The sequence below is a fragment of the Shewanella litorisediminis genome, assembly GCF_016834455.1.
GTDB lineage: Bacteria > Pseudomonadota > Gammaproteobacteria > Enterobacterales > Shewanellaceae > Shewanella > Shewanella litorisediminis.
In genome coordinates, this window is the sequence record NZ_CP069213.1 from 1,593,905 (window position 1) to 1,618,685 (window position 24,781).

Consider the following 24,781-nt stretch of genomic DNA (forward strand, 5'->3'; position numbering starts at 1 on the left):
GCGGGGTTGTTGCATGAGTGGAGCAGAGTGTTTCAGCGGATTGAGACACTGATACAGTTAACTCGGTTCTTTTTTCAGTAACCGGTAGAGGGTTGAGCGGGAAATATGCAGGGCCCTGGCCGCCGCTGAAATATTGTGTTTATGGTCGCTGATAGCTTTGAGCACGGCTTCAACATCCAGTTCGTCCCGCTGGCTGACCAGGTCTTGGTGTTTGGCGTGGATGGCAACACTGAGCCCCAAATCGTCCGGTGTGATAAGCGGCGTTTCAGCCATGATAACCGCTCGCCGTATGCGGTTTTGCAGCTCTCTGACATTGCCCGGCCAGTCGTAATGACGCATGGCCCTGAGGGCACTGTCACTGAAGCTCAGCGAACCATTGGGTGGGGAGATCTGAGCCAGAAAAGCCTCAGCCATCAACTGGACTTCACTGCTGTACTCTCTGAGGCTGGGTACATGCAGCCTGAGCACATTAATCCGGTGGTACAGATCTTCCCGGAAGGTCCCTTCATCAACTGCTTTTTCAAGGTTCTGGTGAGTTGCGAAAATCATGCGGCAATTGATTTTCTGGGGGCTCTTGCCACCGATACGGGTGATTTGCCTGTCGTCAAGGACATGGAGCAGGTTGACCTGCAGCTCCAGCGGCAGGTCGGCGATTTCATCCAAAAACAGTACCCCGTCTTTGGCCTGTTCAATGTGCCCCTGATACTGCCGGTCGGCGCCGGTAAAGGCACCTTTTTCGTGGCCAAACAGGGTGGACTGAATCAGGCCTATGGGTAATGCGCCGCAGTTGATGGCGACAAAGGGGCCCTCTGCCCGGGCAGACATGCGGTGCAGCCATTTTGCACACAGGCCTTTACCTGTCCCGGTTTCCCCGCTGAGCAGCACTGTTTCGTCAGTGCTGGCCAGCTTTTTTAAATCCCGTTTTAACTTGCTGATACAGGGATGTGTGCCCAAAATATCCGTGATTTTAACCCCAGGGCTTTTTATCGGCAGCAATTTAGCCATGCCCTCGGCGTGGCCCAACGCTTTGTTGACTCTGTCCCAGTCAAGGGGGGTGTGATGATAGTCGATGAACCGGGCGCTGAGCAGCCACTGACAAGCCTTATCCAGTTTGCCATCGGTGAGGGCTATCCAGAGTAAGTGAGGAAAATGGCTTTGAATAAGGGCAATGTCTGAAGACAGGGTATCGGTACGCGGGCACAGCATGGCGACGGCAACACCCAGCTGCTGTCCGCTCAGTTTCAAAATTGCTTCGTGACCGCTGGCGGCAGTCAGACAATGCCAGCCGTATGCCGCTAGGCGACGACTAACATCTGTTGCTTCCCGGGATTTTGACAGGAGCAAGAGATGGCGGGGCATTGTGCCAGCAGCGCGGGATTCCTTTTGCACCACTTTGTTCATGTCGGTTGTATTTCCATCACAACGCCGGATCCTGAGTGTATGCAAGGATTGGCGGTCTCTCAAGGAAGCCGGTGCGATGTTTTTGACCGCAGTTGGCAAGAAAAAGGGCCGCGGAATGCGGCCCTCGAAGTTTGTCTGTTCAGTCTGCTTTACCGGCAAGCCAGGGAAGCAACTTGTCGGTGCGTCTGTTTGCCATCCACAATCCCTGGGCTGCCCTGTGTCTTAAGCGATAAAGCGCTTGATAACACAAAGGAACCAAAAACAGACTGGTCACTGTGGAGAAGGTGAGCCCACCGATAATGGCAATGGCCATGGGATAATAGGGGGGACCACCGCCACCGATTTGGGTGTCGCCCATGGCAAGGGGCACAAGACCCAGTACTGTGGTGCCCACCGTCATCAACACAGGCCGCAGACGGGTAATGCACACGGCATGTATGGTGGCTGACAGTTCTTCCAGTGAGGGTGTCATCTGGTTGATTTGGTCAACCAGCACTATGCCGTTGTTCACCACAATTCCCATCAGAATGAGTATGCCAATCATGGCCATCACGCCGTTGGGCGTGCCCGTTAGCCACAGTGCCCAGAAAACCCCTGTGATGGAAAAGAGGATGGACGTAATAATGGCCGAAGGCAGCAGCAGGGATTCAAACAGCGCTGCCATGACGATGTAAATCATGGCCACCGCCAGCAGCATGTTCACCACCATTATCTGCTGATCTTCATCCTGACGCTCAAAGCCACCCCGCAGCGAATAATCATAGCCATGGGGAAGGTTAAGGTGGCTCATGGCCTGCTTGATTTTCTCCTGGGCTTCTTCGGTGGTAATGCCTTCCAGATTGGCACCAATAGACAGTGCCGTTTTACGATTAAAATGGCGTATGGTGTCAAAGCGGGGCGCAATCTCCACCTCCGCCAGTGACGACAGGCTGTATACCCGCTCTTCTACACGCAGTACCGGCAACTGCTTGAGCTTTTCCAGTGACTGTTGCCAACTTTTCTCATAGGCAAGTTCAATGCGGATCTCCCCACTGGGATCGTGACGAAAACTTCTGAGCATTTGACCGCGCAGCGCCGTGGCAATGGCGCGGGCAACGTCGCCGGCCTGGGTGCCAAGGCGCGCTGCCATATCCCGATTTACCCGGATAAGCACTTCCTGCTGGGCACCGCTCACCTCAGAATTGACGTCTTCAAGCCCCTCAATGGCGCTCAGCATGGGCATGGCTTCTTCGCTTAAGCGTATTAGCTCGCTGGTGGAGCGACCGGTCAGCGTAACGCGAATGCCCTGACGGTCATTACTCCAGCCAAATTGCGGCTTGGCGATGGAGAATTTGGGGAATCCTTCCCGCATGGTTTTTTTCAGGGTTTCGAGGTCAAACTCAGCCCCTTTCTTAAACAGCACGGTTGAAGAGGCGCGCTCGGGGTTGTAGTAGCTGTAAACCGAGTCGATGAAAAACGCCTCTTGATTGGCATAGAGGTAGCTCTCCATCTCGGCAACCACGGCTTCGATCACCGCAAGGGCGTGGCGACCTTCAATCTGATAATTGATGAAGAGTCGCTGCTTACTTGCACCATCTTCCTGATCCTGCTTCACATTCGTAAGCGGCAGCGCGGTGGAGGCCAGCATCAGCACTGCAATCAGTGTGCTCCATTTAGGGTGGGTCAGTACCCAGTTCAGGCTCACTTCATAAAAACGCTGCACCCTGGATTTTTGAGCGTTATCTTCGTGATGAATATGAATACGGGTCAGCATCAGTGGGATTAGCGTCTTGGCTACCAGCAGCGAGGCACCCAGTGAGATACAGATGGCAATGGCCACGTGCTCAAGGAAGATGGTGAGCTGCACCTTGGCGCCAAAAATATTGGGGAAAAATACGATGGCGGTGGTGAGTGTGCCCGCAAGCACTGCCAGCGCGACCTTGTCCACTCCGGCCAATACGGCCTTATCTTTACTCTCGTGGGGTTCTTTTTGTTTTTCCTGCAGCACACTTTCTGTAACGACCACTGCGTTATCAATGAGCATGCCCACGGCGAGCAGCAAGCCCATCATTGACAGTATGTTCAGGCTGTAGCCAAGCAGGTACATGGCGGCCAGGGTCATACAGATTGAAATGGGCACAGATGACACCACAATCAGCGTCATTCCCATGTTGCGCAAAAACAAATACAGCACGGCGAAGGAGAGGGCCGCACCAATGAGTCCGGCCATCATCAGATCCCACAGGGAGGATTTTACCCCTTCGGCCTGATCTTCCATGATAAAGAGCTTGATACCGCTGAACTGCTTATCGGCTTTTACCTCTTCAATGACCCGCATTACCCGGGCAGACACTTCCACCAGGTTGGCCCCTGACTCTTTAAACACATCCAGACCCACGGCATAACGCTGATCCAGATGGCGACCTTCGATACGTTCAGGCAGCTCATAGTTAATCTTGGCAATATCGCCAAGACGCACGCCCCGCGTGAGTACTATGTCCTCAATCTCTTTCAGGGAGCGGAACTCTCCTTTGGGAGAAACCTGGTATACCGATTTGTCCTGACGCAGCGTACCGCCGGCTATCACGAAGTTTTCGGCCTGCAACCGGCGGTTAAGTTCGGCGGAAGATATTCCGGAGGCAGCCAGTAAATCGGCATCTACACGTATGCTGATTTGCTTTTGCTCTACCCCGTAGAGGGTGACCTGTGAGACACCTTCCACGCGCTCCAGCGGTTGCCTGAGCTGTTTTTCCAGCAAGTCGTAGGCGCCGGATAGCTCCCGCTCGCTGGAAATACGCAGGTTAAAGATGGGCATATCCGACGTGGAGAATTGTTGGATGAATACCCGCTCCACATCCTTGGGCAGTAAGTGCCTTACTGCATCGACCTTTTCACGGGCCTCCAGGCTTTTGGTGGCGGTATTTTCCCCCCACTTCATGCTGAGCTCGATAAAGGCACCATCCTGGCTGGATTCAGACGTCATTTTCTCAATGCCACTCATGGTGGCAAGGGACTCTTCCAGCACACGGGTGATGTCGCGCTCCACCTCCGCGGGTGTGGACCCCTTATAAGGGACCTGCACCATCACCTGGGGAATGTCGATTCCAGGAAAGAGCTCCAGTGGTAACAGCCGGGTGGACGCCATACCAAAGAGCAGTATGGCGACAAAACACATCACAGTGGTGACGGGGCGACGGACCGCGAGTTTGGTGATATTCATACGCCGGCCTCCGCAGTGTCGGGTGCCTGGGTGGCAAAGTCTTTGCGGTCAAAGAGGGCATAAAGCACAGGAATGAGCACCAGGGTCAGCAAGGTAGAGAGTGCCAGACCAAAGATCACCGTGATGGCCATGGGGGCACGCACCTCGGCGCCATCACCCAGACCCATGGCCATGGGCAACAGGCCAAGCACGGTGGTCATTGTAGTCATCATAATGGGGCGCAAGCGGGACTTGGCCGCTTCACTGATGGCATCAAGCTTTTCAATGCCTTCGCTGCGCAGCTGATTAATACGGTCAATCAGCACAATGGCGTTGTTCACCACAATCCCCGCCAACATGATAAGGCCGATAAACACCACCACTGACACGTGTGTCCCCGTGAGGTAAAGGCCAAACACACTGCCACTGACGGCCATGGGCACGGCAAAGAGGATAAGCAGTGGATGCAGGAAAGACTCAAACTGACTGGCCATCACCAGGTACACCAGGAATACCGCCAGCACCAGCGCGATTTGCAGCGACTGGAAGGAGTGTTCCATTTCCTCGTTCTGTCCGCCAAAACTGGCCTGGATGGAGGCTGGCAATTGCTGTTTGGCCAAAATGCCACGGGCTTCAGTCACTGCTTCTGCCAGATCGCCATAGGCGAGGTTAGCCGATACCAGTGCTACACGCTGCTGGCTGATGCGATTGATGGCGGAGGGACCCAGCTCCAGTTTGACATCGGCTACCGCCGACAGCGGAATAGGGGTCGCGGCATCCGGGTTAACAATCATGTTGCCGATATCGCTTATTTGGTCGCGTTCGCTTTCTTCGGCGCGCACCAGAATATCAATCTTGCGATCCCGCAGGCTGTATTTGCTGGCAACTGTGCCACCAATGCGCTGGGCGATACGGTTGGCCACTGTCGGAGCATCCAGCCCCAGCGCCGCCAAGCGGTTGCTGTCGAAATGAATGGCAAGTTCGGGCTGCCCATCCCGCAGGCTGGTATTGATGTCGGCGAAACGATCGGACTGACCCAGTGCGCGCACCAGACTATCGGCACTTTGTTTAAGCAGATCCAGCTCATAGCCACGCAGTTCAATTTCAAGTGGGGTGCGGAAGCTGAAGAGTTCGGGATACTTGACCTTGGCTTCGAGCTCGGGAACGCGGCGGATTTCCTGGCGCAGGACATCGCTGACCTGGTCAAAGGCGTCATTGTCGGCAAGTACCACCTGCAAGCGGCCCCAGTTTTCGCCGCCGCGGCTGACATCCGATGTCATCAAACCGCCACTGCCGGCTTGGCTGTAGGCGTGTTTTACCGCAGGCATGTCTTTGATGGAAAAAGCTAATTGCTGAAGTACTCTGTCAGTTTCACCAACTTCGGTGCCGGGAGGCAGCAGCACTTCTACATAAAACTCACCCTGATCCATGTTGGGAATAAGCTCCATGCCGAGGCGTGGCAGCAAAACTCCGGCACAGGCAGTGATACCAATGGCAACCATAAGGGTCAGTACCCTGGCTTTGAGTGCGGCAGCAAGCAGTGGGCGGTAGGTCACTTCCAGTGCGCGGTAGCCTTGGTTAAATAACCAGGTGAAAGGCTTAAGCAACATGCCCATCAGCCAGGAAAGCAGACGGCTTAATGATAGCGCCAGTGTCAGCAAGGTGGCAGGTAACCATTTGAAAAGCAGTACAAAGGGGAAGCTGAACACGGTGGCGCTGTAATGCTTCAGTTTGCCCATTTTGCCTTCAGGCTTTGCTTTGGGCTCCTTGCCCAGCAGTGGTGGCAGGGCTTTAAAGCCTTCGCGGGAAGCCAGCATGGGGATGGAGGTCAAGGCAACCAGCAAAGAGGCAAGCAGAGCAAAGGTCACCGTGAGTGCCTGGTCAGAGAAGAGTGCTCCGGCAATGCCATCCACGAACACCAAGGGGACGAATACTGCAAGTGTGGTGAGGGTGGAGGCAAAAATCGCCCCGCTCACTTCCCTGGTGCCCTTGACGGCCGCGTCTATCCGCGACAGTCCCTGCTGCTTGTATCTGTCAATATTTTCCAGCACCACGATGGCATTATCCACCAACAGGCCCACGGCCAGAGCAATACCGCCAAGGGACATGATGTTCAGACTGATGTCAGCGAAATACATCATGTTGAAGGTCGCTATCACCGAAAAGGGGATAGAGATGGAGATAATCAGTGTAGGAATGATGTCGCGCAGGAACAGGTAAATCACCAGCATGGCCAGAATAGAGCCAATCAGCGCAGAGGACGTCACTTCGCTCACCGCGCTCTCGATGAACTCGGACTGATCGTAGATGATTTCCATTTTGGCGAGCGGATCTTTGCCGTTGATACGCTCTATGTCCTGCTTCAGTCGTTTGGCGACTGTCACTGTGTTGGCATCACCTTCTTTATAGATGGCAAGCTCAATGGACTCGCGTTGGCCGATTCGGGTGATGTCGCTGCGCTCTTTGTGCCCGTCGATGATGGTGGCCACTTCAAAGAGCCGCACCAGGCTCTGGCCGTTCTTGTACACCACCACCTGTCCCAGTTCCTCCAGGGAGTTGAACTGGTTGAGGGTGCGCACCAGATACTCTTTATCGCCCTGAACCACTTTACCGGCCGAAACGTTCAGGTTTTCGGCGGCGATACGGCTGCGAATTTGCTCCGCGCTCAAATCAAGCTGGGCCAGACGCTCCTGATTCAGCAGGATTTGTACTTCCTGTTCAAGCCCGCCGGAGAGACGCACTGCGGCGACGCCGGGCAGCCCTTCGAGCTGACGCTTGAGTTCTTCATCGGCGTAGGTGCGCAGCTGCTTCAGTTCATCACCATTGGCATCTTCCCGCGAAAGCGCGACGCGCATAATGGGGTCGAGATTGGGGTTAAAGCGCAGCAGCAGCGGCTTTTGTACGTCAAGCGGCAGGGCGATGATGTCGAGCTTTTCCCTCACGTCGAGGTTTGCCATGTCCATGTCCGTACCCCATTCAAACTCGAGGATGACATCGGACATGCCAGAGCGGGACACTGAGCTGATTTTACGCAGGCCTTTTACGGTACCCACAGATTCTTCGATGGGCTTGGAAACCAGTTGCTCCACCTCAATGGGGGCAGCGCCGTCGTAAAGGGTACGTATGGTGACTGTGGGGTAGCTCAAGTCGGGCAGCAACATGACCGCCAGACGGGAGAAACCCACCATACCGAAGAGGATCACCGCGAGCATAAACATCCACACGGTGACCGGCCGTTTAACGGAAGTCGTGATTATTGACATGGGATGTGCTCCTTAGTTTTTAACCGAAGCCACATCCAGTGGGGAGATGATTTCTACCAGAGACTGGTCTTTGAGGTTTTGTTGCCCACGGATCACCAGATGCTCTCCGGGTGCAATACCTGAGACCACTTCCACCAGATTACCTTCGCGATATCCCAGTTCCACTTCGCGGCGCTCGGCAGTGGTGTCTTGAATGACATACAGGGTCTGCTTGTTGTCCTGGTTGATGATGGCGTTGTAAGGCACGGTGATAACGTTTTCATGGGTGTCGTACTTCAGCTCAACCCGGGTAAACATGCCGGCCTTGAGGATAGCTTGCTGATTGGGCACCTTGAGGGTGACCTTAAAGGTACCGCTTTGGGCATCGACGACAGGACTGATGCGCAGGACTTCGGCTCCCACGGCATTTTGCTTGTTGTTGCTGGCGTAGATGTCTGCATGTTGTCCAAGACGCAGGCTGGAAAGCTGCTGCTCCGGCAGATGCACTATCCCGTGCAGCTCATCCTGATTGACCACATAGAACAGCTCTTCGAACTCTTTGGCCATGTTGCCGGCCTTGACATGGCGTTTGGCGATGATGCCATCCACGGGAGACACGATTTGACTCTCTTTAACCTGCAGCTTGGCCAAATCCAAACGGGCCTTGGCAGCCTGCAGGTTGTATTCGAGTTTGGCGATGGAGTCGGCGCTGACAAAGTCTTTGCTCTTCATCTTTTTCACCCGGGCCAGTTCCTGCTCGATGATGAGCACTTCGGCCTCAGAGCGGTCGAGTTCATATTGCTGACGCTTGGCGTCGATTACCGCCAGCAATTGACCCTGCTTCACCCTGTCGCCTTCTTCGACGTGCAAGGCTTCAATCATACCGGCGATTCGGGTCACCACATGGGCTTCCACCGGTGCTTCGAGGGTGGCTGTGGTGGAATAGAATGAGGAGACATTGCCCTGAACCACTAATTGGGTCTCAACAGGTATGGCGTATTTTTCTTCTTCCTTTTTAGCTTCTTCCTGGCCACATGCGGCAAGTACGCCAACAAGTAGTAAGGGGAGGGCGAGTTTGAATGATTTGCGGGCTTCCATTGTTATACCTGTAATGTTAACTGTGATGCGCTTTAAAAGCAGGTTCCATGCCAAAACATGATAGTTGTTTATTTACAATGTGTTAGTGGTGTTTTTTTTGATTTTACCGCCTTGCTCACTGTAAAAAAGTGGTGAAATTGTTTATCCAGTGGTGAGAAATACTAAAGACTGTTAACAAGTGAACTTCAAGGCGGGAATTGCAACAAAAGATGAAACTGAATGAGGCAGAAACAAAAAAGGCGCCAAAGGCGCCTTTTATACAGAAAGCTGTTGTTATCGCTTGTCGATACTGACAAAGTCGCGGCTGTGTTCGCCGGTGTACAGCTGACGTGGACGGCTGATCTTGTGACCAGGCTGGTCCAGCATTTCTTTCCAGTGAGAGATCCAGCCAACGGTACGGGCCAGAGCAAAAATCACGGTGAACATGCTGGTTGGAATGCCGATGGCCTTCATGATGATACCTGAGTAGAAGTCTACGTTCGGGTAGAGCTTCTTGGAGATAAAGTACTCATCATTCAGTGCAATACGCTCAAGCTCCATGGCTACGTCCAGCAGAGGATCGTTCACCTTGAGCTCACTCAGCACCTCGTGGCAGGTTTCACGCATGACTTTGGCACGTGGGTCAAAGTTCTTGTACACGCGGTGACCGAAGCCCATCAGACGGAATGGATCATTCTTGTCTTTGGCGCGTTCAATAAACTCAGGAATGCGGTCAACAGTACCGATTTCTTCCAGCATGCGCAGACAGGCTTCGTTGGCACCACCGTGAGCTGGACCCCACAGAGACGCAATACCGGCTGCGATACAGGCGAATGGGTTGGCACCGGAGGAGCCGGCCAGACGCACAGTAGAAGTCGAGGCATTCTGCTCGTGGTCAGCATGCAGGATGAAGATACGGTCGATGGCGCGTTCGATGATTGGGTTTACCTTGTACTCTTCACAAGGTACGGCAAACATCATCGACAGGAAGTTACCGGCGTAGCTCAAATCGTTACGTGGGTAAACGAAGGGCTGACCGATGGAATATTTGTAGCACATGGCGGCCAGGGTCGGCATCTTGGATACCAGACGATAGGCTGCAATTTCACGGTGACGGGCGTCGTTCACATCCAGGGAATCCTGGTAGAAAGCAGACAGGGCACCAGTTACACCACACAGCATGGCCATGGGGTGTGCATCGCGACGGAAGCCGCGGAAGAAGAATGCCAACTGTTCGTGAACCATGGTGTGGCTCTTCACAGTGTGGGCGAATTGTTCGTATTGCGCTTTTGACGGCAGTTCGCCGTACAGGAGGGCGTAGCAGAGTTCCAGATAGTTGGATTCTACTGCCAGCTGCTCGATGGGGTAGCCACGGTGCAGCAAAATACCCTTGTCGCCGTCGATATAGGTAATTGCTGATTCACAGGAAGCTGTTGCCAGAAACCCTGGATCAAAGGTGAAATAACCTTTGCTGCCCAGCTTGCTGATATCGATAACATCGAAACCTTCGGTGCCCTGTTTAACCGGCAGTTCAATTGACTCGTTCCCCGGTAATTCCAATTTGGCTTTCAAATCAGCCATACCCCGTTCTCCTTACTTCATTCTTGTGGTGAGTGCGGCATGTCAAAACGGCCACTACTTTACAAGCAATCCAGATCACATTTCAATTTAAATAAGCGTTTAAATTCCTTAGACCATGGTATAGGTCTGACCAATTTCCCTGTCAAGACTAGTACTTATCCCAGAAAAAGGCCAAAAAAACTAAATATGCATAATGTGACGTTTGTATTTGACTTTTGCGGCGAGTATACTTGCTGCGGCTCGAAAGGGCTGATTACAGAAGGCTTTAGGCACCTTTTCTCTACATGAAAAAACGGTAGCCAAAACAGCCCTCTGGAGATAACACCTTTTTCTTTTGTGACGACTGGTACCATGACCCAGATCATGGTTCAAAGTTTGACCAGAAGCGGTTCGCATAACAATAAAATGCTCAATGGAGCTGAGTGAGCAGAACGTGAAAAAGCAAAGACCTGTCCATTTAGATCTGCAAACCATCCACTTTCCTGCAACAGCGAAAGTGTCCATTCTTCATCGCGTCTCTGGTGTGATCATGCTGTTCGCCATGGGTATCCTGATCTGGTTGCTCAATGCGTCACTGGCATCCGCCGAGAGCTTCCAAGGCGTTCAGGCTCTGTTTGACAACTTCCTGGTGAAGTTTGTTATTTGGGGCATTCTGACAGCACTGGGTTATCACCTGCTTGGCGGTATCCGTCATCTGGTGATGGACACTGGCCGCTGGGAAGAGTTGGGCTCTGGTAACGCATCGGCCAAGGCCGTATTCGTGCTGGCGATTACCTTTTCTATCATTGCGGGGATCTGGGTATGGTAACCAATGCAGCAAGTTTCGGACGCAGTGGTGTCCATGACTTTATCCTTCTTCGTGCCAGTGCGGTCATTCTGGCCTGCTACACCATCTTCTTGGTGAGCTTTATTGCACTGAGCGCGCCTCTCACTTTCGAAATCTGGCACGGGCTGTTCAGCACACTGCCAATGAAAGTGTTCACCCTGCTGGCTCTGATTGCCCTGCTGATCCACGCCTGGATTGGTATCTGGCAAGTGCTGACTGACTACGTCAAGCACACAGCGCTGCGCGGTGTATTACAGTTTACTTTTGTCGTGACTGCCTTCGCTTATCTGGCCGCCGGCATTGTGATTGTGTGGGGGGTTTAAGGTGAGTATTCCAGTTCGCGAGTTTGATGCAGTCGTGATTGGTGCCGGCGGTGCCGGTATGCGCGCTGCACTGCAGATTTCCAAAGAAGGCAAGAGCTGCGCGCTCCTGTCCAAAGTATTCCCAACCCGTTCTCACACTGTATCTGCCCAGGGTGGTATTACAGTAGCGCTGGGCAACGCCCACGAAGATAACTGGGAATACCACATGTACGATACCGTTAAGGGCTCCGACTTTATCGGTGACCAGGACGCTATCGAATACATGTGCCAAACCGGTCCTGAAGCCATTATCGAGCTGGAGCACATGGGTCTGCCATTCTCCCGTTTCGAAAACGGTAAGATTTACCAGCGTCCTTTCGGTGGTCAGTCCAAGAACTTCGGTGGTGAGCAGGCTGCCCGTACTGCAGCGGCTGCCGACCGTACCGGTCACGCCCTGTTGCACTGTCTGTATCAGCAGAACGTGAAGAACAAGACTCAGGTGTTCTCTGAGTGGTATGCGCTGGATCTGGTGAAGAACGAAGACGGTGTCATCGTGGGTTGTACCGCCATCGACATCGAGTCCGGTGAAATCGTGTACTTCAAGGCCAAGGCCACTGTACTTGCTACCGGCGGTGCCGGTCGTATCTATGCCTCTACTACCAACGCGCACATCAACACCGGTGACGGTGTGGGTATGGCTTACCGTGCCGGTGTGCAGCTGCAGGACATGGAAATGTGGCAGTTCCACCCAACCGGTATTGCCGGTGCCGGTGTACTGGTAACCGAAGGTTGCCGCGGTGAAGGTGGATACCTGCTGAACAAAGACGGTGAGCGCTTTATGGAGCGTTACGCGCCAAACGCCAAGGACCTTGCGTCCCGTGACGTGGTGGCCCGTTCCATGATGACCGAAATCCGTGAAGGCCGTGGCTGTGATGGTCCTATGGGTCCACACATCAAGCTTAAACTTGATCACCTGGGTAAAGAAACCCTGGAAGCCCGCCTGCCAGGCGTGTGTGAACTGTCACGTACTTTTGCTCACATCGATCCGGCCGATGGCCCAATCCCTGTGATCCCGACCTGTCACTATATGATGGGTGGTCTGCCTACCAAGGTATCCGGTCAGGTTATCCGTAAGAACGAAGACGGCAGCGAAACCGATGTAGTCGGTCTGTTCGCTGTGGGCGAAATTGCCTGTGTGTCTGTTCACGGTGCCAACCGTCTGGGCGGTAACTCGCTGCTCGACCTGGTGGTATTCGGCCGTGCGGCTGGTCAGCACCTGGGTAAGGCGCTGGACGAGACTGCCGATCCGAAAGCCGCTACCGACGCCAACATCGAGCAATCACTTGCCCGCCTGAAACGTTGGGAAAGCAATAAAGACGGCGAAGACCCTGCGCAAATCCGTAAAGACCTGCAAATGTGCATGCAGCTTAACTTCTCTGTGTTCCGTACCGGTGAAGCCATGGCCGAAGGCCTGGAGCAACTGCAAGCCATCCGCAAGCGTCTGGAAAATGCCAAGCTGTCTGACAACTCCAAAGAGTTCAACACTCAGCGTATCGAGTGTCTGGAGCTGGATAACCTGATGGCCACCGCTATCGCCACTGCTTACGCCGCTAACTTCCGTACTGAGAGCCGTGGTGCTCACAGCCGTGAAGACTTCACCGAGCGTGATGATGACAACTGGCTGTGCCACAGCCTGTTCGACCCCGTGACTGAGGCTATGTCCAAGCGCGAAGTGAACATGTCACCCAAGCACCGTGAAGCCTTCCCACCGAAGAAGCGTACCTACTAAGGAGTTGCGAAGATGAAGTTGGAGTTTTCAGTTTATCGTTACAATCCTGACGTAGATACCAAGCCACGTATGCAGGATTACAGCTTCGATGTGCCTGATGGCTCAGACATGATGGTGCTTGACGCCCTCTTGAAGCTGAAAGAAATCGATCCGACACTGTCGTTCCGTCGCTCATGCCGTGAGGGTGTGTGTGGCTCGGACGGTATGAACATGAATGGTAAGAACGGTCTGGCGTGTATCACCCCTGTCTCTACCTTCAAGTGCAAGAAGATCGAAATCCGCCCACTGCCCGGCATGCCCGTGGTACGTGACCTGGTGGTCGATCTTTCCCAGTTCTACAAACAGTACGAGAAGATCAAGCCATACCTCATCAACGATGAGAAGAAGCCTGCCCGTGAACACCTGCAGAGCCCAGAGGAGCGTGCGCACCTCGATGGCCTGTATGAGTGTATCATGTGTGCCTGCTGCTCAACCGCCTGTCCATCTTTCTGGTGGAACCCCGACAAGTTCGTGGGGCCAAGTGGTCTGCTGCACGCCTATCGCTTCCTTATCGACAGCCGCGATACTGCGACTGAAGAGCGTTTGGCTGAGCTTGACGACGCCTACAGTGTGTTCCGTTGCCACGGCATCATGAACTGCGTAGACGTATGTCCGAAAGGACTGAACCCGACCAAAGCGATTGGACACATCAAGTCCATGTTGCTGAAGCGGGCCGTGTAAATGCAAGACAATGAGCTAACGATAATAATGATATAGCTCAGCGAGAGTCACTGTCCCTTTCGGGGGATGGTGGCTCTTTTGTGTAAAGGAACTACTTGAAGCCGTAATTTTGGAACCTTCGGGGCGGCTGTCGGCATACCTTGTATGCCAAACCATGGCTAAGCACGTGTATAAAGTTTGAAAGGATAAGAAATGCACCAAGGCAGCATGAAAGCCTGGCTGGAGTCATCTCACCTGTACGGATCGAACGCGACCTATGTGGAGGAGATGTACGAAGCCTATCAAGAAGACCCCACTTCAGTGTCCGATGACTGGCGTGCGGTGTTTGACAACCTCCCTCCCGTGAACGGTGCCTCTGCTGATGTACCTGAAGCTTCTCACTCCAAGATCCGTGATTATTTCCGCTCCCTGGCCCAGGAAGGCCAACGTAAAGGCGCCGGTCGCGTAACCGACCCCGAAGTGGATGCCAAACAGGTTAAGGTACTGCAGCTGATTAACGCTTACCGTTTCCGCGGTCACCAGAATGCCAATCTGGACCCGCTGGAACTGTGGAAGCGTGAGCCAGTGGTTGAACTTGACCCGGCGTTCCACGGCCTGACCGCCGATGATATGCAGCGTGAATTTAACACCGGCTCTTTCGCCTACGGCGGCGAAACCCTGAAACTGGGCGAGCTGGTAAAAGCACTGAAGGCCACTTACTGTGGTTCTATCGGTGCCGAATACATGCACATTACCGACACCGACGAAAAACGCTGGATCCAGCAGCGCCTCGAACCTTCCATGGGACGGGCCGCATTCGATAAAGGTGTGAAAACCCGTATTCTCGAAGGCCTGAACGCCGCCGAAGGTATGGAAAAGTACCTGGGCGCCAAGTTCCCCGGTGCCAAGCGCTTCTCGTTGGAAGGTGGCGATGCACTGGTGCCCATGATGCGCGAAATCATCTACCGTGCAGGTGAAGCCGGCACCAAAGAAGTAGTGATCGGTATGGCCCACCGTGGCCGTCTGAACGTGCTGGTGAACGTACTGGGTAAGCGTCCTGCCGAGCTGTTTGACGAGTTTGCCGGCAAGCATGCCGACAGCTCTGGCTCCGGCGACGTGAAGTACCATCAGGGCTTCTCCTCTGATTTCGAAACCCCCGGTGGCAACGTGCACCTGGCGCTGGCATTCAACCCATCGCACCTGGAAATCGTGAACCCCGTGGTCATGGGCTCAGTGCGTGCCCGTCAGGATCGTCGTGGTTGTAAAGATGGTCTGTCTGTCATGCCTATCACCATCCACGGTGACTCGGCCATCGCAGGTCAGGGCATCGTGCAGGAGACATTCAACATGTCTCAGACCCGTGGTTTCCGCGTGGGCGGTTCTATCCGCATCGTAGTGAACAACCAGGTGGGCTTTACCACTTCTAATCATCACGACGTGCGTTCTACCGAGTACTGTACCGACATCGCCAAGATGGTACAGGCGCCGATTTTCCACGTGAATGCTGACGATCCGGAAGCCGTGGCTTTTGTGGCCCAGCTGGCCGTTGACTACCGTAACGCCTTCAAGCGTGACGTGGTAATTGACCTCGTGTGTTACCGTCGTCATGGTCACAACGAAGCTGATGAGCCGAGTGCCACTCAGCCGCTGATGTACCAGAAGATCAAAAAGCATCCAACGCCACGTAAGATCTACGCCGACCGCTTGATTGCCGAAAATGCCGTCAGCGCCGACGAAGTGACTTCCATGATCAATGGCTACCGTGACGCCCTGGATCAGGGTGACTGTGTAGTGAAAGAATGGCGCCCCATGTCGCTGCGTACCGTAGACTGGTCGCCGTTCATCGGTCAGGACTGGGATGCGGCGTACGAGCCAACCGTGTCGGTTGAGCGTCTGCAGAAACTGGCTGAGAAGCTGGCTTATGTGCCAGAAACTCACCCGCTGCAGTCTCGCGTTGCCAAGATTTACGCCGACCGCGTGGCCATGGCCAAGGGTGAGAAGCTGCTGGACTGGGGCTTTGCCGAGACCCTGGCTTACGCCACTATTCTTGAAGACAACAACCGCGTGCGCATCACAGGTCAGGATTCTGGCCGTGGTACCTTCTTCCACCGTCATGCGGTGCTGCACAACCAGAACGATGCCACCACCTACATGCCGCTGCGTAACCTCGCAGAAGAGCAGGGCCCGGTGGACATCACTGACTCTGTGCTGTCAGAAGCCTCTGTACTGGCGTTCGAATACGGTTATGCCACCGCAGAGCCAGGCGGCCTGACCATTTGGGAAGCGCAGTTTGGTGACTTCGCCAACTGTGCCCAGGTGGTGATTGACCAGTTCCTGTCATCCGGCGAACAGAAGTGGGGCCGTCTGTGCGGTCTGACCATGCTGTTGCCCCATGGCTACGAAGGTCAGGGCCCAGAGCACTCCTCAGCCCGCCTGGAGCGTTTCCTGCAGCTGTGCGCCAACCACAACATGCAAGTGTGTGTGCCTTCGACGCCGGCTCAGGTTTACCATATGCTGCGTCGTCAGGTGGTTCGCCCACTGCGTCGTCCGCTGGTGGTCATGTCGCCCAAGTCGCTGCTGCGTCACCCTCTGGCAGTGTCTTCTCTGGAAGAACTGGCAAACGGTACCTTCCAGAACGTGATTGGCGAAGTCGATAGCCTGGATCCGAAAGCCGTTAACCGCGTTGTGTTCTGTAGCGGTAAGGTGTACTTCGAGCTGCTGGAGCGTCGTCGTAAGGAAAACCTCACCAACGTTGCTATTATTCGTGTCGAGCAGCTGTATCCGTTCCCTGCCGAAGAGATGGCAGCGGCACTTGCCGATTATCAGCACGTGACTGACTTTGTATGGTGTCAGGAAGAGCCGCAGAACCAGGGTGCCTGGTACTGCAGTCAGCACCACTTCTGGGCCGCAATTCCCAAGGGTGCCACTCTGACCTACGCTGGCCGTGAAGCTGCTGCTGCACCGGCCTGTGGCTACCCAGAATTGCACGCTCACCAGCAGGAATCTCTGGTGGTAGACGCTTTGAACTTGAAGTAACAGACATTTATAAAAAGGATAGCTTTCAATGAGTATCGAAATTAAGGTACCCGTTCTGCCAGAATCCGTGGCTGATGCCACTATCGCTACCTGGCATGTTAAGCCAGGTGAGGCTGTATCTCGTGACCAGAATCTGGTTGATATCGAGACCGACAAGGTTGTATTGGAAGTGGTTGCGCCAGAAGATGGTCACATCGCTGAGTTTCTGGCCCAGGAAGGTGAAACCGTTCTGGCCGAGCAGGTGATTGCCAAGTTCGTGGCCGGCGCCGTTGCCGGTCAGGAAGTGACCAAGGCGCAAGCCGAAGCCGCTGCCCCTGCTGCTGAAGCTGCTAGCGATGAGAGCAACGACGCCCTGAGCCCATCAGTACGTCGTCTGATTGCTGAACACAACCTGGATGCCAGCAAAATAAAAGGCACTGGTGTGGGTGGCCGTATCACCAAAGAAGACGTTGACGCCTTCGTGAAAAGTGGTGCTGGTAAAGCTGCTGCCCCTGCGGCCAAAGCGGCTGCGCCGGTGGCCCTGTCTGGTGACCGCTCAGACAAGCGCGTACCTATGACCCGTCTGCGCAAGACCATTGCCAGCCGTCTGCTGGAAGCCAAAAACTCTACCGCCATGCTGACCACCTTCAACGAGGTCAACATGAAGCCCATCATGGATATCCGTAAGCAGTATCAGGATATCTTCGAGAAGAAGCACGGTATCCGTCTTGGCTTTATGTCTTTCTACGTGAAAGCCGTAACCGAAGCCCTGAAGCGCTTCCCGGAAGTGAACGCGGCTATCGATGGCGATGACATCGTTTACCACAACTACTTCGACGTGAGCATTGCTGTGTCTACTCCCCGTGGTCTGGTTACCCCGGTACTGCGTGACACCGACACCATGAGCCTGGCCGACATCGAAAAAGCGGTACGCGATCTGGCCATCAAGGGCCGTGACGGCAAGCTGACTGTGGAAGACATGACCGGCGGTAACTTCACCGTGACCAACGGTGGTGTATTCGGGTCGCTGATGTCTACCCCAATTCTGAACCTGCCTCAGAGCGCTATCCTCGGCATGCACGCCATCAAGGATCGCCCAATGGCAGTCAATGGTCAGGTTGAAATCCTGCCCATGATGTACCTGGCTCTTTCTTACGACCACCGTATTATCGATGGCCGTGAGTCTGTTGGCTTCCTGGTAACCATCAAGGAATTCCTGGAAGACCCAACCCGTCTGCTGCTGGACATCTAATCAGCACAGACAAAAAACCTCGTGACTGGCCCCTCGGGGCCAGTTGGATTTAAAACGTAGTATACGGATAGATCATCATGAACTTGCATGAGTATCAGGCAAAAGCCCTCTTTGCCGAATATGGTTTACCAGTGTCAGAAGGCTATGCCTGCGATACCCCTCAAGAAGCGGTTGAAGCGGCCGGTCGTATTGGCGGAAATATGTGGGTAGTCAAGTGTCAGGTACACGCTGGCGGCCGCGGTAAGGCTGGTGGCGTTAAAGTGACCGGCGACAAAGAAGAAATCCGCGCCTTCGCTGAAAAGTGGCTGGGCAAGAACCTGGTGACTTACCAGACTGACGAAAACGGTCAGCCTGTTGCCAAGATCCTGGTTGAAAGCTGCACCGACATCGCCAACGAACTGTACCTGGGTGCCGTAGTTGACCGCGCTACCCGTCGCGTAGTGTTCATGGCTTCTACCGAAGGTGGTGTGGAAATCGAAAAAGTGGCTGAAGAGACTCCAGAGCTCATTCACAAAGCCATCATCGATCCTATCACTGGTCCTCAGCCTTTCCAGGCCCGTGACCTTGGCTTCAAGCTGGGTCTGAACGCGACTCAAATGAAGCAGTTCACCAAGATCTTCATGGGCCTGGCCCAGATGTTCCTGGATCACGACTTCGCTCTGCTGGAAATCAACCCACTGGTAATCACTACCGAGGGTAACCTGCACTGCCTGGACGGCAAGATTGGTGTAGACGGTAACGCGCTGTTCCGTCAGCCAAAAATCAAAGACATGCACGATCCTTCTCAGGATGACGCCCGTGAAGCCCACGCTGCCAAGTTCGAACTGAACTACGTAGCTCTGGACGGTAACGTAGGCTGCATGGTGAACGGTGCTGGTCTGGCCATGGGTACCATGGACATCGTAAACCTGCACGGCGGTAAGCCAGCCAACTTCCTCGACGTAGGTGGTGGCGCGACCAAAGAGCGCGTTTCTGAAGCCTTCAAGATCATTCTGTCTGACAGCAATGTGAAAGCCGTTCTGGTTAACATCTTCGGTGGTATCGTGCGTTGTGACATGATTGCCGAAGGTATCATCGGTGCGGTGAAGGAAGTAGGCGTTAAGGTGCCTGTAGTTGTGCGTCTGGAAGGTACCAACGCTGAACTGGGTGCCAAGGTGCTGGCTGAATCTGGTCTGGACATCATTGCTGCTAAGAGCCTGACCGACGCTGCTCAGCAAGTTGTTAAAGCTGCGGAGGGCAAGTAATGTCTGTATTGATCAACAAAGATACCAAGGTAATCTGCCAAGGTTTTACCGGTGGTCAGGGCACTTTCCACTCTGAGCAGGCTATCGCTTACGGTACTCAGATGGTAGGTGGTGTGTCTCCCGGTAAAGGTGGTACTACTCACCTGGGGCTGCCAGTGTTCAACACTGTGAAAGATGCCGTTGCTGCCACTGGCGCCACTGCTTCTGTTATCTACGTACCTGCGCCTTTCTGTAAAGACGCCATCCTGGAAGCCATCGACGGTGGCATTCAACTGATCGTATGTATCACCGAAGGTATCCCAACTCTGGATATGCTGCAGGTGAAAGTGAAGCTGGAACAAACCGGCGTTCGCATGATTGGTCCTAACTGCCCAGGCGTTATCACTCCAGGCGAATGTAAGATAGGTATCATGCCAGGTCACATCCACAAGCCAGGCAAAGTGGGTATCGTTTCCCGTTCAGGCACTCTGACTTACGAAGCCGTTAAGCAGACCACTGACGAAGGTTTCGGCCAGTCTACTTGCGTAGGTATTGGTGGTGACCCAATCCCAGGTACCAACTTCATCGACGTACTGGAAATGTTCCAGAACGATCCTCAGACCGAAGCCATCGTGATGATCGGTGAAATCGGTGGTACTGCCGAGGAAGAAGCTGCTGCTTACATCAAGGCTAACGTGACCAAGCCAGTTGTGTCTTACATCGCCGGTGTAACTGCACCTGCCGGTAAGCGCATGGGCCACGCCGGTGCTATCATCGCCGGTGGTAAAGGTACTGCCGAAGACAAATTCGCTGCCCTGGAAGCTGCCGGTGTAACCACCGTTCGCTCTCTGGCCGATATCGGCAAGGCGCTGCGTGAAAAGACTGGTTGGTAATCCCATCCGGTAGAAAAAGGGCGCCTTCGGGCGCCCTTTTTTGTGTGTATAGATGTATGTATAGAAGTATGTATAGAAGTGTGTATTAACCCATTGATAGGCCTGGCATGTCCGTAATCGAAATCGTCTTCCCGCTGCTGTTTATCGCTGTCCTGGGCTATGGCGCCAGCCGCAGTGGCTGGTTTAGCCGCGAGCACATTGCCGGAATAAGCAAGTTCGCCTTTTATGTGTGTATTCCCGCACTGCTGTTTTCCGCCATGCTGAAAGTGCCCCTCAAAGACAGCATCCGCCTGCCGGTGCTGGCGGCATTTTATGTGCCTGTGGTACTGAGTTTTGCGCTAACTTTGCTGCTGGCGCGCCAAGCCCTTAAACGTTCTTTTCGCGACTGCGCGGTGCTCGCCCTTGGCGGCAGCTATTCCAACACCTTGCTGGTGGGCTTGCCGGTGATCATGGCTGCCTTCGGGCCTGCGCAGATGGCGAGCGTGTTTCTGATCATTCCCTTCCACAGTGCGGTGCTCTTTGGGCTGACCTTCGCCCTGGCTGGCAACTCGGCGGAGGGTGGCAGCAGGGCGGTGCAGCTTATCAAAGGGCTGCTGTTTAACCCCGTGGTGGCGAGTATTGGCCTCGGGCTTATTGGTAATGTCGCTGGCCTTGCCTTGCCCACGGCCATTGGCAACAGTCTTGAGATGCTCGCCAAGCCTGCCATTGCCAGTGCGCTCTTTGTGCTGGGAGCCAACTTGAATCAATACCGCCTCTCCAGCGCATTTGCCCTGACGGCGGTATTAAGTGCGATTAAGCTTTTGCTGTTGCCGCTGCTTATTCTGATTGCGGGAAAACTGCTTGGGCTTACGTCACTTGAGCTTGCGGTAACGGTCCTCCTTGGGGCCTCGCCACTTGGGGTGAATGCCTACCTGATTGCCGCCCAGCTTACGCGTGACAGCGACATCATTGCCGGCGCCGTGGTACTGTCGTCCATGCTTTGTATCCTGACTGTGATCTTCTGGTTAACTGTGTTAACGTGAGGCCTCTTTTTTGGGGCGAAGACTCTTTTACGGGTTGAGGACTCTTTTGGGGGAGCTCTGAGAAGGGCAGAGCAGGAGCGCATTTGATGATAATTACAACAACAGACAGACTGATTTTAAGGCACTTCAATGAAGGGGATATCGAAGCCCTGTTTTTGATGAACAGTATCCCCGAGGTGCTGACTTACATCCCGATTGATCCTTTCACCGACATGGCTCAGGCCGAGAAATTGCTCCATGAAGTGATTTTTGAAGACTATCGCACCCGGGGATTCGGCCGCTGGGCGGTGGAGCATAAGGCCAGTGGTAAGGTGATAGGGTTTTGTGGCCCCAAATTTATTCCCGAGTACGACAAGGTGGAGCTTGGTTACCGCTACCTGCCTGAATACTGGGGCCAGGGCATTGGCAGCGAAGCGGCCCGAGCCGCCATTGGCGAGTTCAAACCAAGGCTTGGCATAGACGAAGCCATTGCCCTTATTCTTGATGGCAATTTGGGTTCCATGGGCGTTGCCCGTCATATAGGCATGGAGCCGCTGCAGCGCGATAAATTTATGGAGCATGATGTGACAGTGTTCCATAAGTGGCTCTGATCCGCCCCCGCTGGCCACAAATTCTGCCTTCATCGCTGGCATTTGGCGATAAGGCGGAGTAGAGTCTACCTTGGTGACCTTCGTCAGACTCTAAAGCAAGGGTTAGACTTTTCTTCGGGTAACCTCACCACGAGCCTTCAGGCTCACCGCTCTTTCGCCTGAACCTGACATTTCTATTGGATTGTTTCTGACCCGCATCTTTTCAGGTGCGGGTTTGGACTATTTGGTGCGCTAAACCCTCCGTGGGGGAAGGGATAACGCGATTGTTGGGCGCCGCCTGTATTTGCGGCCTTGTTTAAGAAAAGTAGAGGTCTGCTGTGACTGAACAACCCAAGATTGTGATCTCCGAAATTGATATGGAGCGTCTTGAAAGATTATTGGAAAGCCTGCCCGCTAATGATGCCGGTAAGCTTGCATTGGAGGCTGAGCTCGGCCGCGCTGAAGTCAGGGCGTCCAGGGATATGCCAGCCAATGTGGTAACCATGAATTCAGAGGTGCGCTTTACCGTATCTTCCTCGGAGGAAGAATTTTGCCTCAAGCTGGTTTACCCGAAGGATGTATCGGCGAAGGGCGATACCCTATCGATTCTGGCGCCAGTGGGCAGCGCCTTATTGGGGCTGGCTCAGGGGGATGAAATGGACTGGCCCCGTCCCGGTGGCGGTACCACCCGGGTCAGAATTGAAGAGGTGACCTATCAGCCTGAGCGCAGTGGTGACTTTCATCGCTGAGCTGCCAGCCCGTTGAACAGCTGTTCAGGAGGACAATAAAAAACCAGCGCGAATGCGCTGGTTTTTTATTGGGAAAATCGTGATTACTCGTCGCCGTGATCACAGGTGTCGTTAGTGCATACACCGTACAGATACAGGCTGTGGTTGGTGAGCTTGATGTTGTGACGCATAGCGATTTCATTCTGGCGACGTTCAATCAGGTCATCAGAAAACTCAATCACTTTACCACAGCTCAAACAGACCAGATGATCGTGGTGATGTTGAGTGGACAGCTCAAACACGGCCTTGCCGCTTTCGAAGTGGTGACGGGAGACGATGCCGGCATCATCAAATTGGTTCAACACCCGGTACACGGTGGCCAGGCCAATCTCTTCACCAATCTCGAGCAACTTCTTATACAGGTCTTCGGCACTGATGTGTTGATTGTCTGGTTCTTGCATCAGCTCCAGGATTTTTACTCGTGGCAGGGTAACTTTCAATCCCGCTTTTTTCAGCGCCTGATTTCCATCTGTCATGGTTAATCTCTTGATTGCAGAACCATTGGGCTCTTTGTGGACAATGGAATTCATTATATGTGTCTGGATTCAAAACTTAAACCTTTGATAGCCCTTAAATGAACTCATATGGCAATATTTGCTGGTGTATCAGACAATCGTCCATGATTGGGGCAAAAGACACATTCAAGTCAGGGTTATACCAAGGCACAATTGTCAGCGACCTGCGGGAAATGGCAGGCTGGAAACAAAATAATAAGGAAGGCATCAGCATGTACCGGCACATAGTAGTACTCACTGGGGCAGGAATTTCTGCAGAGTCCGGGATCCGTACCTTTCGCGATCAGGATGGCCTGTGGGAAGAGCACCATATAGAAGATGTGGCGACCCCCGAAGGCTATGAGCGTGATCCTGCACTGGTGGAGCGTTTTTACAATCTGCGCTGGGAGCAGTTAAAGTCGGCCGACGTTAAAGCCAACCCGGCCCATGAAGCACTGGCGAAGCTTGAAGCCGAATTTGACGGCGAGTTTTTGCTGGTAACCCAAAATGTGGACGACTTGCACGAGCGCGGTGGCAGCCAGCGGCTTATTCATATGCATGGCGAGCTCAATAAAGGTCGCTGTCCCCGTTCGCGCCAGACCTTTTTACTGCGTGAACCCTTTGGTGCGGACAATGTTTGCACCTGCTGTATCCCGGCCCAGCGGCTTCGGCCCCATATCGTCTGGTTTGGGGAGATGCCCTTTGGCATGGACCGTATTCACGATGCACTGGAACGCTGCGATCTCTTTATTGCCATAGGCACCTCGGGCACTGTGTATCCGGCAGCAGGTTTTGTCGACATCGCCAATCATCATGGTGCCCAAACCGTGGAAGTGAATCTGGCCGCCCCTGACAGACACAGTCAGTTCCAGTGGCACCTCACCGGCAAAGCGGGTGACATAGTGCCGCGACTGGTGCGTGCTGTACTTCAAGGGAAAAGCCTGTGCAGCATGGCCGACGTGCTGCAAGAGACTGACTGAATAATGAAAAAAGCCATTATCCTCAGAGGGCTGCCCGGCAGTGGTAAATCATATTGGGTGACGCGGTTTTTGGCTTCATTACCTGACACGCTTCATCCAGGCCAACCCACTGCCCGGGTGTTTTCCACCGATGCGTTTTTTATCAACGATGGCGTCTATTGCTTCGATGCCAAAAAGTTACCCGAATACCATCAGCGCAATCTCAGTGGTTTTATTGAGGCGCTGGCACAGGGCACTCCGGTGGTGATTTGTGATAACACCAACCTGGCGCACTGGGAGTATTTGGCATACGAGACTGCGGCCAAAGCCCTGGGATATGAGGTGGAAAAGGTGCTAATAGGCAGCCCGGGTGACAGGCGCCATCAGGCTCTTTGTGCAGAACGCAACAGCCATGGCGTGCCACTTGCCGCCATCAGACGTATGGCCAGGACGTTCGAGCCCTGACTCGTC

The 24,781-nt window shown here is 53.9% G+C and carries 19 protein-coding genes; 13 read left to right on the forward strand and 6 right to left on the reverse strand.

Annotated elements, in window-relative coordinates:
- Window positions 1-57 precede the first annotated feature (57 nt).
- The 5 genes from JQC75_RS06960 to JQC75_RS06980 all read right to left on the reverse strand — a co-directional run bounded on the left by JQC75_RS06960 (window position 58) and on the right by JQC75_RS06980 (window position 10,479).
- Window positions 58-1,401, reverse strand: coding sequence for a sigma-54-dependent transcriptional regulator (locus JQC75_RS06960; RefSeq protein WP_203326700.1), 1,344 nt, complete (start codon window positions 1,399-1,401; stop codon window positions 58-60).
- A gap of 139 nt (window positions 1,402-1,540) precedes the next feature.
- Window positions 1,541-4,600 carry an efflux RND transporter permease subunit gene (locus JQC75_RS06965; protein WP_203326701.1) on the reverse strand — a complete coding sequence of 1,020 codons (3,060 nt, stop codon included), beginning with the start codon at window positions 4,598-4,600 and terminating at the stop codon, window positions 1,541-1,543.
- Window positions 4,597-7,842 carry an efflux RND transporter permease subunit gene (locus JQC75_RS06970; protein ID WP_203326702.1) on the reverse strand — a complete coding sequence of 1,082 codons (3,246 nt, stop codon included), beginning with the start codon at window positions 7,840-7,842 and terminating at the stop codon, window positions 4,597-4,599. The genes JQC75_RS06965 and JQC75_RS06970 overlap by 4 nt, the downstream gene beginning before the upstream one ends.
- Before the next feature lie 12 nt (window positions 7,843-7,854).
- A complete protein-coding gene (locus tag JQC75_RS06975; RefSeq protein ID WP_203326703.1) occupies window positions 7,855-8,919 on the reverse strand; it encodes an efflux RND transporter periplasmic adaptor subunit in 1,065 nt (354 codons plus the stop codon).
- Window positions 8,920-9,192: 273 nt separating this feature from the next.
- Window positions 9,193-10,479: a citrate synthase gene (locus JQC75_RS06980; protein WP_203326704.1), complete on the reverse strand. Its 1,287-nt coding sequence runs from the start codon at window positions 10,477-10,479 to the stop codon at window positions 9,193-9,195.
- 412 nt (window positions 10,480-10,891) lie between these two features.
- Between JQC75_RS06980 and sdhC the strand changes: the two genes are divergently transcribed.
- The 11 genes from sdhC to rnk all read left to right on the forward strand — a co-directional run bounded on the left by sdhC (window position 10,892) and on the right by rnk (window position 22,818).
- Window positions 10,892-11,287, forward strand: a complete 396-nt coding sequence (gene sdhC, locus JQC75_RS06985) for a succinate dehydrogenase, cytochrome b556 subunit (RefSeq protein ID WP_203326705.1) — start codon at window positions 10,892-10,894, stop codon at window positions 11,285-11,287.
- Window positions 11,281-11,628, forward strand: a complete 348-nt coding sequence (sdhD, locus tag JQC75_RS06990) for a succinate dehydrogenase, hydrophobic membrane anchor protein (protein WP_203326706.1) — start codon at window positions 11,281-11,283, stop codon at window positions 11,626-11,628. Before sdhC ends, sdhD begins: the two co-directional genes overlap by 7 nt.
- A 1-nt stretch (window position 11,629) precedes the next feature.
- On the forward strand, window positions 11,630-13,396 hold the full coding sequence (gene sdhA / locus JQC75_RS06995) for a succinate dehydrogenase flavoprotein subunit (protein WP_203326707.1): 1,767 nt from the start codon (window positions 11,630-11,632) through the stop codon (window positions 13,394-13,396).
- Window positions 13,397-13,408: 12 nt separating this feature from the next.
- A complete protein-coding gene (locus tag JQC75_RS07000) occupies window positions 13,409-14,116 on the forward strand; it encodes a succinate dehydrogenase iron-sulfur subunit (RefSeq protein ID WP_203326708.1) in 708 nt (235 codons plus the stop codon).
- Between the two features lie 192 nt (window positions 14,117-14,308).
- A complete protein-coding gene (gene sucA / locus JQC75_RS07005) occupies window positions 14,309-17,131 on the forward strand; it encodes a 2-oxoglutarate dehydrogenase E1 component (protein WP_203326709.1) in 2,823 nt (940 codons plus the stop codon).
- A 28-nt stretch (window positions 17,132-17,159) separates the two neighbouring features.
- The gene (odhB, locus tag JQC75_RS07010; RefSeq protein ID WP_203326710.1) at window positions 17,160-18,362 is read left to right on the forward strand and encodes a 2-oxoglutarate dehydrogenase complex dihydrolipoyllysine-residue succinyltransferase; all 1,203 of its coding nucleotides are present in this window, start codon (window positions 17,160-17,162) and stop codon (window positions 18,360-18,362) included.
- 77 nt (window positions 18,363-18,439) lie between these two features.
- Window positions 18,440-19,606 carry an ADP-forming succinate--CoA ligase subunit beta gene (gene sucC, locus JQC75_RS07015; protein ID WP_203326711.1) on the forward strand — a complete coding sequence of 389 codons (1,167 nt, stop codon included), beginning with the start codon at window positions 18,440-18,442 and terminating at the stop codon, window positions 19,604-19,606.
- Window positions 19,606-20,478: a succinate--CoA ligase subunit alpha gene (gene sucD, locus JQC75_RS07020; RefSeq protein ID WP_203326712.1), complete on the forward strand. Its 873-nt coding sequence runs from the start codon at window positions 19,606-19,608 to the stop codon at window positions 20,476-20,478. Before sucC ends, sucD begins: the two co-directional genes overlap by 1 nt.
- A gap of 107 nt (window positions 20,479-20,585) precedes the next feature.
- A complete protein-coding gene (locus JQC75_RS07025) occupies window positions 20,586-21,500 on the forward strand; it encodes an AEC family transporter (protein WP_203326713.1) in 915 nt (304 codons plus the stop codon).
- Window positions 21,501-21,586: 86 nt separating this feature from the next.
- Window positions 21,587-22,090 (forward strand): GNAT family N-acetyltransferase, encoded by a 504-nt coding sequence (locus tag JQC75_RS07030; RefSeq protein WP_203326714.1) that lies wholly within the window; start codon window positions 21,587-21,589, stop codon window positions 22,088-22,090.
- 356 nt (window positions 22,091-22,446) lie between these two features.
- Complete coding sequence (gene rnk, locus JQC75_RS07035; RefSeq protein WP_239002139.1) at window positions 22,447-22,818, forward strand: nucleoside diphosphate kinase regulator; 372 nt, start codon at window positions 22,447-22,449, stop codon at window positions 22,816-22,818.
- Window positions 22,819-22,901: 83 nt separating this feature from the next.
- Here the strand turns inward: rnk and fur are convergent, their stop codons facing one another.
- Window positions 22,902-23,333, reverse strand: a complete 432-nt coding sequence (fur, locus tag JQC75_RS07040) for a ferric iron uptake transcriptional regulator (RefSeq protein WP_203326716.1) — start codon at window positions 23,331-23,333, stop codon at window positions 22,902-22,904.
- Window positions 23,334-23,584: 251 nt separating this feature from the next.
- Between fur and cobB the strand changes: the two genes are divergently transcribed.
- A complete protein-coding gene (gene cobB, locus JQC75_RS07045) occupies window positions 23,585-24,331 on the forward strand; it encodes a Sir2 family NAD+-dependent deacetylase (RefSeq protein WP_203326717.1) in 747 nt (248 codons plus the stop codon).
- 3 nt (window positions 24,332-24,334) lie between these two features.
- The gene (locus JQC75_RS07050; RefSeq protein ID WP_203326718.1) at window positions 24,335-24,775 is read left to right on the forward strand and encodes an ATP-binding protein; all 441 of its coding nucleotides are present in this window, start codon (window positions 24,335-24,337) and stop codon (window positions 24,773-24,775) included.
- The last annotated feature ends 6 nt before the right edge of the window (window positions 24,776-24,781 follow it).